This window comes from Enterococcus sp. AAFC-DPL-5146 (assembly GCF_058216635.1).
The window spans coordinates 1,184,107-1,194,854 of the sequence record NZ_CM177103.1 but is presented as its reverse complement, the minus strand read 5'-3'; the positions used below and the strand labels follow the sequence as shown (position 1 = coordinate 1,194,854).

12 protein-coding genes are annotated in these 10,748 nt (G+C 32.7%); 4 read left to right on the top strand and 8 right to left on the bottom strand.

The genetic code is table 11. The annotated features are described in order from the left end of the window. Positions 1-92 precede the first annotated feature (92 nt). From pcp to AC4BB2_RS05360, 4 genes are all read right to left on the bottom strand, one after another. On the bottom strand, positions 93-737 hold the full coding sequence (gene pcp / locus AC4BB2_RS05375; RefSeq protein WP_490474401.1) for a pyroglutamyl-peptidase I: 645 nt from the start codon (positions 735-737) through the stop codon (positions 93-95). Between the two features lie 64 nt (positions 738-801). Further along, on the bottom strand, positions 802-1,758 hold the full coding sequence (locus AC4BB2_RS05370; RefSeq protein WP_490474400.1) for an alpha/beta fold hydrolase: 957 nt from the start codon (positions 1,756-1,758) through the stop codon (positions 802-804). After that, positions 1,745-2,401: a TetR/AcrR family transcriptional regulator gene (locus AC4BB2_RS05365; protein WP_490474399.1), complete on the bottom strand. Its 657-nt coding sequence runs from the start codon at positions 2,399-2,401 to the stop codon at positions 1,745-1,747. The genes AC4BB2_RS05370 and AC4BB2_RS05365 overlap by 14 nt, the downstream gene beginning before the upstream one ends. 127 nt (positions 2,402-2,528) lie before the next feature. Continuing rightward, positions 2,529-4,028: an Lsa family ABC-F type ribosomal protection protein gene (locus tag AC4BB2_RS05360; RefSeq protein ID WP_490474398.1), complete on the bottom strand. Its 1,500-nt coding sequence runs from the start codon at positions 4,026-4,028 to the stop codon at positions 2,529-2,531. Positions 4,029-4,522: 494 nt separating this feature from the next. On the opposite strand from AC4BB2_RS05360, the gene AC4BB2_RS05355 reads away from it, so the two are divergent. From AC4BB2_RS05355 to AC4BB2_RS05345, 3 genes are all read left to right on the top strand, one after another. Next, a complete protein-coding gene (locus tag AC4BB2_RS05355) occupies positions 4,523-4,906 on the top strand; it encodes a VOC family protein (protein WP_490474397.1) in 384 nt (127 codons plus the stop codon). Between the two features lie 34 nt (positions 4,907-4,940). Continuing rightward, the gene (locus AC4BB2_RS05350; protein ID WP_490474396.1) at positions 4,941-5,780 is read left to right on the top strand and encodes a Cof-type HAD-IIB family hydrolase; all 840 of its coding nucleotides are present in this window, start codon (positions 4,941-4,943) and stop codon (positions 5,778-5,780) included. 118 nt (positions 5,781-5,898) lie between these two features. Continuing rightward, positions 5,899-6,750 carry a MurR/RpiR family transcriptional regulator gene (locus tag AC4BB2_RS05345; RefSeq protein ID WP_490474395.1) on the top strand — a complete coding sequence of 284 codons (852 nt, stop codon included), beginning with the start codon at positions 5,899-5,901 and terminating at the stop codon, positions 6,748-6,750. A gap of 57 nt (positions 6,751-6,807) precedes the next feature. Here the strand turns inward: AC4BB2_RS05345 and AC4BB2_RS05340 are convergent, their stop codons facing one another. Then, positions 6,808-7,992 carry a glycoside hydrolase family 3 protein gene (locus AC4BB2_RS05340; RefSeq protein ID WP_490474394.1) on the bottom strand — a complete coding sequence of 395 codons (1,185 nt, stop codon included), beginning with the start codon at positions 7,990-7,992 and terminating at the stop codon, positions 6,808-6,810. Positions 7,993-8,176: 184 nt separating this feature from the next. Between AC4BB2_RS05340 and AC4BB2_RS05335 the strand changes: the two genes are divergently transcribed. Next, complete coding sequence (locus AC4BB2_RS05335; RefSeq protein ID WP_490474393.1) at positions 8,177-8,575, top strand: VOC family protein; 399 nt, start codon at positions 8,177-8,179, stop codon at positions 8,573-8,575. A 131-nt stretch (positions 8,576-8,706) separates the two neighbouring features. On the opposite strand, the gene AC4BB2_RS05330 is transcribed toward AC4BB2_RS05335, so the two are convergent. The 3 genes from AC4BB2_RS05330 to AC4BB2_RS05320 form a co-directional block, all read right to left on the bottom strand. Next, on the bottom strand, positions 8,707-8,961 hold the full coding sequence (locus tag AC4BB2_RS05330; RefSeq protein WP_490474392.1) for a CsbD family protein: 255 nt from the start codon (positions 8,959-8,961) through the stop codon (positions 8,707-8,709). 107 nt (positions 8,962-9,068) lie between these two features. Beyond that, positions 9,069-9,668: an alpha/beta hydrolase gene (locus AC4BB2_RS05325; RefSeq protein WP_490474391.1), complete on the bottom strand. Its 600-nt coding sequence runs from the start codon at positions 9,666-9,668 to the stop codon at positions 9,069-9,071. A 118-nt stretch (positions 9,669-9,786) separates the two neighbouring features. Beyond that, positions 9,787-10,728: a helix-turn-helix transcriptional regulator gene (locus tag AC4BB2_RS05320; RefSeq protein ID WP_490474390.1), complete on the bottom strand. Its 942-nt coding sequence runs from the start codon at positions 10,726-10,728 to the stop codon at positions 9,787-9,789. Positions 10,729-10,748: the final 20 nt, after the last annotated feature.

Sequence of the window (10,748 nt, the reverse complement as noted above, 5' to 3'; positions counted from 1 at the left end):
TAGATATTAAATGAACCTGATGGTTTTATGTTTAATCTAATAGTTTAAACATAAACAACTTTTCTCCTGCCCTCTTTTGACTCGTTACTATTCTAATGAGTAGTTCCTGTATTTTCTTCAATATCCTCTTTTGTTGTCACAGCAGCTTCGATTGCATAAATCAATGAATCGGCAATCGTTTGAATGGGCATTGATGGTGTTCCTGCCGCTCGTTCAATTACTTGTGTTGGTTTAAATGGAACATGAATAAAACCACCTTTAGTGCCTGAAAACTCTTTATCAATCATATATAACAAACGATACATGATATCATTACACACAAACGTACCAGCTGTATATGAAATATACGCAGGCAGTCCGTGTTCTTGAACATTTTTCATCATTGCTTTGATTGGTAATGATGTAAAATAAGCCGTTTCCCCATCTTCTTCTAGCTTTACTCCAATCGGCTGATTGCCTTTATTATCTGGAATTCTTGCTTCTGCTAAGTTGATGGCAACACGTTCAAATGAAATGGCACTTCTTCCGCCTGCTTGTCCTACGCAGATAACAATATCTGGATTATTTTCCTTCATTGCAACTTCAAGAATCTCGCTACTTTCTTTAAAAACAGTTGGTATTTCTAATTTGATTACTTGGGCTCCTGCTACTTCATCAGGAATCATTTTTACCGCTTCGTATGCTGGATTTACTAAATCTCCGCCAAAAGGGTCAAAGCCTGTTATTAACACTTTCATTTAAGCCTACCTCCTAAACCATCATCAACCAGTCTACACTGATTCTTTTTTGAATAACTGATAATTATTTTTCATTCATAAATTTTTTTAAATCTTCTGCGATTGTTTTAGATTGATTATGATGAAGATAGTGTGTTCCTGGAAGCTCAACTACTTCTCCTTTTGAAACGGTTGCCGCTTGTTTTTCATGAAGTTCAAGCCAGTTATCTAAGGTGGCATTATTTTCTTTTGCTACAAACAAAAGTACTGGAAATTCTTTTGGAAAAGAAAGTTTTTTTGATTCTTTAAACGTTTCATCCAAAGCTTTTCCTTCTTTTCTCACGGTTTCATTACTAAGATTTTTTAGATTCAACATACGTTGTTGTTCAAAAGTCTCTTCATCCATCCCGTCAACTTTAAAACTTTCAGGACTCAACTTAATCAGAACTCGCATCAAACCAGATTTTTGAATAAAATTTGGTAGTGTATCACTAAAACCAGGCCAAGGTTGATTAGGTAAGCTACTATCGATACCCACGAATGCTTTAACATTTTTAGGATAGGTATCAACGTAATTCAATCCATATATTCCTGCTATTGAATGCCCCATCAAAATAAAAGAATCAATATTCAGCTTTTCAACTACAGCATGGATTTCTTCAACCATATTCTTCGCACTTCGTTCTCGCTTAGTCTGGCTACTTAACCCATAGCCAAAAGGTTCTATCACAACAACACGATAATCATTTTTTAATTCTTTAACCAGTGGTTTAAAATCCAAACCTGGACTAGCTGTTCCATATCCAGATAATAACACGATAGTTTCTTTCCCTTTACCTTCATCAACCACGTTCATTGTTCCATCAAACACGTTGATTTTTTCTCCATAATCTTTGATTTTGCTGACTTCACTACGTAAGCTGACCTGATTAACAATATAAATGCCAGCCATTGTAACAGCCATTACTCCTAAAATTGTCAAAAGTGTAATTTTTAAAATATGCAAGACACGTTTTATTCCTTGGCGTTTATTTTTTTTCATTTTCTCCCTCTTTCTCTTTCATTCCATTTAGTATTTTTTCTATAATCTCATCACTTAAAAGATCAAGCTGAATACCTTCTAATACATATTTTGTAGCGTAAAGTTTATCCCAGAATGTTTCGATCGTATTTGGAAATAAAGCTACAATAAACCATGTTCCCAGCAGTAAAACAATGATCTCTGATACTTGTTTTGGATACTCTATGTTTATAGAACCATCCACATTTCCTTCATTTATATACTGTTCAATTTGGGGTGATAGAATTTCATTGCTATTCATGATATACATCATAAAAAATTTAGGATTATCAAATAAAGAATAGGCTAATTGAAAGGAGGCACCCACTTCTTTATTAAAGAGAGTTTCTAATAACAAATGCTGCATTTTTTCTAAACCATTCAGCTCTTCTCGTTGATTAATTACATCAAGATATTCTGAATTTGGTGTCAGTCGTCGAATCACCCCGTCAATAATTTCTTCTTTTGAGCGAAAATGATGATAAATTGCTCCCCTTGAAAGACCATCTAATTCATTAACAATGTCTTGAATTGTTGTTTTCTCATAGCCTTTTTCTATAAATAAACGTGTAGCTGCATCTAAGATATCTTGAACGGTTGCATCAGTATCATATCTTTTTGTCATTTTTTTCTGCTCCCTCTCCAAAACATACCGAATGAATGTTTTTTTAAAGAATACACTTTATTTTTGATTAAGTCAATCATAAAAATTGCCAAACGATCTATGGAATAAATCGTTTGGCAGTTTTTAGTTATTTTTTAGTTAAGGTAATTACTTTCGTTGCTATTTTTTTCAAAAAGGCTTGATCATGTTCTACGAGGAGCATCGTTGGTTTAATTGATAAGATTAGTTTTTCTAATTGCTCATGATTGAAAACATCTAGATAATTTAATGGTTCATCCCAAATATACAGTTCCGCTGGCTGTGCTAAAGATTTTGCTAGTTCGACTTTTTTGCGCTGTCCCATGCTCATTTGCTCAATTCGATTTTGAAAGACTTCTCTTTCCATTCCTAATTTGTGTAAGTTATTTAAAAATTCCTGATGATTTAACCCATGATCTTCAGAAAATTCTAACAAAGTACCATTATTATCTTCATAATTTTGACGAACATAACTAATTTTCAGTTTATCAGAACGAAGTAATTCCCCTGTACTTTCCCCGGTAAATTGCCCAAGCAAAAAATGTATGATAGATGATTTTCCTGAGCCATTGGCACCAGCTAAAGCTATTCTTTGCCCCTGATTAAGTTCAAAAGAAATTTTTTGAACTACTTGTTGTTCTTGATAGCTCAATGTCAGATTTTCAACTGTCAACAATCGTTTATGATGTCCTGGCTGATAATTCATTGTTAATGGATCAATATATTCGATATCTTTTAATAGACTTTCTTTTTCTGATAATTGTATGTCCATCCGATTAATAATTGTTTTAGAACGTTTCATAGTTCGAGCTGCCCGAGCACCGATAAAACCAGTATCAAAAATGGCTCCACTGCCTTTTTCAGAGGTTTTTCCATATTTATCTTGTTCCTTGGCACGAGACCATTCCGCTTTTTCAGCAGCTGTTTTTTTTAAGCGGCTAATTTCTTTTTTTAGTTTTTCATTTTGAGCCAACTCAAACTCATCTCGAATTCGCTTTTGTTCTTCGTAAACAGAAAAATTTCCTTGATATAGCTCTAATTGACTTTTTTCGATAGATAATACATGATCAACCACCTCATCTACAAATAAACGATCATGACTTACCACAATAAATCCTTGGCGTTTCTTTTTCAAATATTCAGCTACTTGCTTCCGTCCAACAATATCTAGATGATTTGTTGGTTCATCAATCAAGGGGAAATAATTATCATTGATAAATAGCAATGATAATAGTACTTTTGTCTGCTCCCCACCAGAAAGTGTTTCAAATTCACGCCATAAAATTTCTGGATCCACTTGAAGGAGATTCAGCTCTCGTTCAATTTCCCACTGTTCAAAGTCGCTGATTTCTTGCAGTGCATAATAAGTTAGTTGTTTTTTATTTTTAATTGATTGTGGAAAATAAAGAAATTCTAATTGATGAATAACTTTACCGCTATATGCTAGTTGGTTCTGCAAAATCTTTAACAATGTGGTCTTGCCTCGACCATTTCTACCAATCAAGCCTAATTTCCATTGGGTATCGAAATTTAGATTTGCTTGATCAAATAATATGTTTCCTTGGCTATCATAGCCAAACGTTAAGTTTTTAATTTCAATTTTAGACATCGTCTCACCTCATTAACAAAGCTGAAGGTTCTATTCCTTCGGTTCTTTTCAGAACTGACAACGCGTCTACGAGTACACAAAAAGACCCATACGCTGAAAAATCATGTCAATCCTGAAAATCTGCACACTGCTCCCTTGAGGATACTTCAAGTTACAGTCTGAATGCAGCTTCAACAAATTGACTTAATTTTTCAACGCACGGATCCCTCACTTCGTTTTTTATTGTTTTCAATATATCATGGTGCTTTATTAATTGTCAAGAAGTCAAACACTTTAACACATCAATGATATTAATATATGGGAATATTTTTTCACATTTACAAAGTCTTTTGATTTATTTTTGATAACATTCTATCAAAATTTCGGGTTTCCCCCATTGCCAACAAACTTTGACTTATACTGTATTTATAAATGATTCAATCTGATGTGAAAATAATATCAACATCAGCTCATAAAAATATTTTCTATCATTTCATAGTAAAGGAGATCATATCATGAAAATTGAACATGTTGGTTTATGGGTCAAAGATTTAGAAATGATGCGTACATTTTATGAAACATATTTTAACGCTCAATCGTCTGAACTTTACCATAATCTTAAAACAGGCTTTTATTCTTACTTTTTAACGTTTTCTGATGGAGCAAGACTTGAAATTATGCAACGGGCAGATGTTATTGGTCTAAGCTCAGGTAACGAGGTTTTAGGATTTGCTCATTTAGCGATTGCTTTGGGAAGTAAAGAAAGCGTTGATAATCTTACCAATATTCTAGTATTGGAAGGCTATGAATTATTAAGTCCAACTCGTACCACAGGTGATGGTTATTATGAATCTGTGATTGCTGATCCAGAAGGAAATCGATTGGAATTAACTGTTTAGTTTGAATCACATACTAACATATGGAGGGAATAAAATGGCTATAAAAGCAATTGTTTTAGATATTGATGGAACACTTTTAAATGATGATAAACAACTAACCAAAGGAACGAGAGACGCATTGATTAATGCTCAAAAAGATGGGATCAAAGTGATTTTAGCTTCTGGCAGACCAACTACTGGAATGCTGAAATATGTTGATGAGCTAGAAATGGAGCGATATAATGGATTGATTGTTTCTTATAATGGCGCCCATGTTCTTGATGTCAGCTCACAAAAGGAACTATTCAGTCAGCCTCTTTCAACTGAAAATAGTAAAAATATTTTGGAGCATCTTAAGCAATTTGATGTGAAACCCATGATTGCAAAGGATGACTACATGTATGTCAATAATGTTTACGATTGTATGGTTCATTTAGATGCTCCTCATGGCTCTTTAAATATCATTGAATATGAATCTCGAGGTGGAAATTTTCAATTGTGCGAAAAAAATGATTTAGCAGCATTTGTAGATTTTCCTTTGCACAAAATTTTAGTTGCTGGTCAACCTGAGTACTTACAAGAGAATTGGCGACAAATTCTAGCACCATTTGAAGAAAAAGTCAGTGGTATGTTCTCTGCGCCTATGTACTTTGAATTTACTGACCGAGGTATTGATAAAGCTAATGCTTTAGAACAGACTTTAAAACCTCTAGGTATCCATGAAGAACACATTGTTTCTTTTGGAGATGGACATAATGACATCTCCTTAATCAATTATGCAGGAATCGGGATCGCTATGGGAAATGCCGTTGATGAGTTAAAAAATGTTGCTGATAAAATTACATCTTCAAACAATGATGATGGGATTGCTCGAGCTTTAGCTGAACTAATTTAATAGAAAAAATAGATTGGGATCAAAAAAATCCGAATCTATTTTTTTATATTCCTCACATAATAAGTAATAATCAGTTATAATTCATGTATACGAAGCTGATTGAAAGGTGTTTTATGCGATGAATTTAATCTTAAAATTGAAAACCTTAGAAAAACTTACCACAAGCGAAGAAGTTCTTGTAACATATATTCTTGATTATCCAGAAAAAGTCATTCACTTTTCTCCAAAAGAGTTAGCTGAACATTCTTATGTTTCGATTTCAACGATTTACCGTCTGATTAATAAATTAGATCTTGATGGTTTAAATGAGCTTAAATTAGCATTGGTGAATTATTTAAATGAACATACTGCAGAACAACTTATTGATATTGATTACCCTATTTCTGCTGAGGATAACCACTATGCAATGACTAAAAAATTAAAAACAGTTTATGATCAAACCGTTCAAACTACTATTGATACGAATAATTTTGATAAGATGGCCTTCAATAGTCAGCTGTTGAAAAAAGCAACTATTATTGATGTTTATGCAGCTTCTGCAAATATTTATTTTGCTCAAAATTTCCAGTTTCAAATGCAGGAAATTGGAAAACAAATCAATGTACCCATCGATGATTATATGCAAAATCTTTCTGCTGCTAATAGTACGCCAAATCACTTAGCTATCGTTGTTTCTTATGAAGGACGTAGTTCTAGTGTTAAGAAAATTCTAGAAACTTTAAAGAATAACAATAGTAAAATTCTATTAATTACATCTAAGAATAGTCCACTGCTAAGTGAGAACGTAGATGGTGTTTTTCTATTTTCTTCCCTTGAAAATCATTACAATAAAATTTCTTCTTTCTCTACACGGATGTCTTTAATGTATATTTTTGATAGTTTATATCTAAGCTTTTTTAATCAAGACTATGAAAAAAATTTAGCTTATAAATTGGAAAACTATCAAAAAATGAACCCTAAATTACTTTAATCTGGTATAAAACAAGAAGAACTTTCAGCTGCTAAATCACGCTGAAGGTTCTTCTTATCATTTTAATAATCCTAAATCACTTTTCATTTTTAATACACGATAAACAGATTGATTCAGCATCTCCTCAGAATAGACTCCTTGTTGAATCCCTTGTAAAACATATGGAATCTGATCTTGAAAAGAAGAAGATAGGATTAGATCATTCCCCGCTTTCAATGCAGCTAAGCCTGCTTCTTCTTGAGATGTGAAATCAGCTAAACCTGCCATATCCATATCATCTGTCATAATAACGCCTTGAAAGCCTAATTCTTTCCGTAACACATCATGAACAGGTTGGGAAATTGATGCTGGCACTGTATCATCAATACTTGTCACAATATTATGAGAGACCATTACACTATCAGCACCTGCTGAGATTCCTGCTTTAAAAGGTAAAAAATCATTTGCCCTTAACTCGTCAAGACTTCTCGTATCGTAGACTATCTCCACATGAGAATCACGATTATTACCATACCCAGGAAAATGTTTCAATGTTGAAGCAATTTTTTGTTTCTTTAGTTCGTCCACACTTACTTTGATATATTCACTTGTTTTCTCAGCATCTAAACCTAATGTTCGATCATAAATAAACGCTTCTGGATCCGTGGCAACATCAGCGTCAGGAAATAGGCCACCTTGAATGCCATAGGAATGAAGGATTTCTGATTTTTGTTGAATATCTGATTGAATGCCTGCTAAACCAGCTTTTTGATAAATCTCCATTGGCGACTTAAACACTTCTGGTACTAAACCATTTCCACCGCTTAATCGTGAAACTGTGCCACCTTCTTCATCGGATGCAATAAAAAGCGGGAGCTTACTTACGGTTTGATAGGAAGCTATTTTTTTCTTTAAAGTAGATGAAGTTTCTCTTTCAATATCTCGTCCGAATAACAGATAACCACCTAAATGGAAGTTCTGTATATTTCCTTCTTGTTCATCAATTGGTACTCGAGCAAGAAATAACTGCCCCACTCTTTCTTCCAAACTCATTGAAGCAATTAAATCCTTAATTTCTTTATCTTGATTCTTTAAAGGTTCTTGTTGCTTGCTTTCTATAGTCTCACTTTTTTTTGTGACTTCTGTTATTGATGCTTTCTTATTTTTCTCTAGCTCAGTGTTACTATTTTTGTTCACTAGCGCCATTACACCAAAACTAATACCAAAAATCAGCAATAAAATAGCCACTGCGCTCGTTATCATCGTTTTATTATTGATTGTTCTTCCTCCTTACTAAGGTGTACCAGTATATTTCCATTATAATTAGAAGCTAGTCCAACCGTCAATTTTTTTCATCTAAGTAAGCATTTACTTTTGACAAAAAAATCGGCTCGTGAGATGCTTTAAGCGTAGCAAAAAAATAAAAAAGAGGGAAGGTTTGATTTATATGTCAACAATGGTTTTTGTGAATTTTCCAGTTACTGATGTTAAACGTTCTACAGAATTTTATGAAAAGTTAGGTTTTACTAAAAATGAAGAGTTTTCTTCTCCTGATTCAAGTTCAATGGTTTGGGATGATAATTTTTGGATTATGCTATTGAATCATGATTTTTATAGTAAATTTATTAATGATAAGAAAATTGCGGATACGAAAACTACTAGCGGTGTTTTGGTTGCCTTTAGTATGGAAAGTGCCGATGCTGTGAAAAAATTTGGTGAGATAGCTAAAGCTAATGGCGGTGATTTTTACAAAGTAGAAATGGGTATCCCAGAAGAACAAATGCTTGGGCTTGAAGTACAAGATCCAGATGGCAATACGTTAGAACCAACTTGGATGAAGATGTAAAAGTTTACTTTAAAACTAATATTTTTCAGGAATGGTTTAATAGTTAAAAAAATGAACGAGATAAAACTCAGCAGAGTTTTATCTCGTTCATTTTTTATTTTAATTGATAATCAAACTTATCTTCTTATTTTTTATTTATCATCATGTTTGTGGAATTTTTCTTTGATATCTTCGAAACCTTCTTTGATTTTGTCGCCTAATTTTTCAGCGCCTTCTTTGATATCATCACCGGCATCAAGAACTTTTTCTTTTACATCGCCAAATGCTGATTGCGCTTTTCCTTCAAGTTCTTTACCTTTATCATCCGTTACTTTTCCTTGAACTTCTTTAGCCGTACCTTCAACTTTGTCTTTTGCGTTATTTAAGTGTTCATTTAAATCTGCCATGTGAAAATCCCTCCTAATAATATTTACTACATATTTACAATAGCACCCTTCTTTGCCTTATACAAATATTTCGCTTTTTTATTACGAGGAAAACAACTAAGAAAGCTTTATGTGTTCGTTAACCAATTTTTAGCACTCTTCACTTCATCCAAAGTTATTTGATGTCCAGAATTAGTTTCTTCAACAAAGACATCAGCTCCTCTTTTTTCAAATTGAGAAACCAATTGATCCGCTGTTTCTTTTGATACAATAGGATCATTTGTTCCAAAGGATACCCAGATTTTCTGGTGAGAAAGAGCATGTTTTTTAGTATCTACACCTAGGGACATTGGATGAAAAAGAATAGCCTTTTGGAGTTTACTCTCTCTTTCCAAAATAGCATGAGCAGCGATGTTAGCTCCGTTAGAATAACCAACAATTATCCAATCTTCCATAGCAATTTGTTTTTCCTTGCTAATAGAAAAAATTTCTGTCAGAAGATGATCCGTCTCTTCTTCTAAACTCTCAAAATCAAATTGATTGAGTCCAGTTCGTTTAAAGTAACGATTCATTCCATCTTCTTGAACTCTTCCACGAATAGATAGAATCGTTGCATTTGGATCTAACAATCGTGCAATCTCCATTAAAGATGTTTCATCGCCTCCTGTTCCATGAAGCAATAATAATTTTTTCCCTTGAGTTTGTCCTTCTTCAAAAATGTAATGCATTATACTCACCTGTTTCTATTTATTTTTATAAAATCATTTATTGAACTCTTCCAACTTACTTTTAGTAAGTAATTTAATAATAACATTTTTTTATCCTTTTGTCACGCATGGTATTATTCTATAATTTATCAATATATGAATATAAAGTTCGAAGCGATGTTAATACACTTTTTTTCAAATTGGACGGATGAATCTGAATAATGGATTGACCGAATTTCAATAAATAATTTGATATAAACGATGCTTCATTCTTATTATAATAACCAGTAATTACATAATTTTTCTTGTTTGGTTTTATACTCATTGAGGGATAATGTTCTTTATCAAAAATGTCTTTGCCTTTCTCATCTACTGTAATCATGAATCTAGTAGCTAACTCTTCTCTATGGAAATTTTCTGTTTTAGATAATAAGTAGTCTATAGAAAGTGCTTCGTGATTCGTCTCTTCAGATAAACTTTTGATTTTATCACAGCGAATGATACGAACCTTCTGACTTTCAACGTTCCAAACACGAGCATACCACTGACCAAATTTTGAATAAACCTGGATAAATTGAGCAATAATTAATAGTTCCTCGTCTTCTTTTAAATAAAAGAATTTAAACACTTTTTCTTGAATTATGCCTGTCATTATTTCTTTTAAATAAGGACTAAAATTGCTGTGATTAATTGTTTCTAAAGAAACAATCTGATTCATCAATAGAATATTTTTTTGCAGCTGCTCTGGTAAAACGTTTCTAAATTTCATTTCTAATGTGCTACTTTCAATAGTAAAAGGCTTTGATTTATAACCATTAAGGGTAAGTAGTGAAAAATAAAGTGCATAAATTTCATCCACTGTAAACATCATAGAAGCAAAAATTTTTGTATCTAAAATGCCATATTTCCCATTTCTACCAAGCTCTGAAAATATTGGAATACCAATTGCTTCCAAGGATTGAATATCTCGAAGTGCTGTACTTTTTGAAATTTGATATCGTTCCATCAAATCTTTTAAATTGAAACTATTTTTATTGTTTAAAAATAGAATCATATCATTTATTCGTTCAGATTTTTTCATATACCCTCCTAAAAGGTATC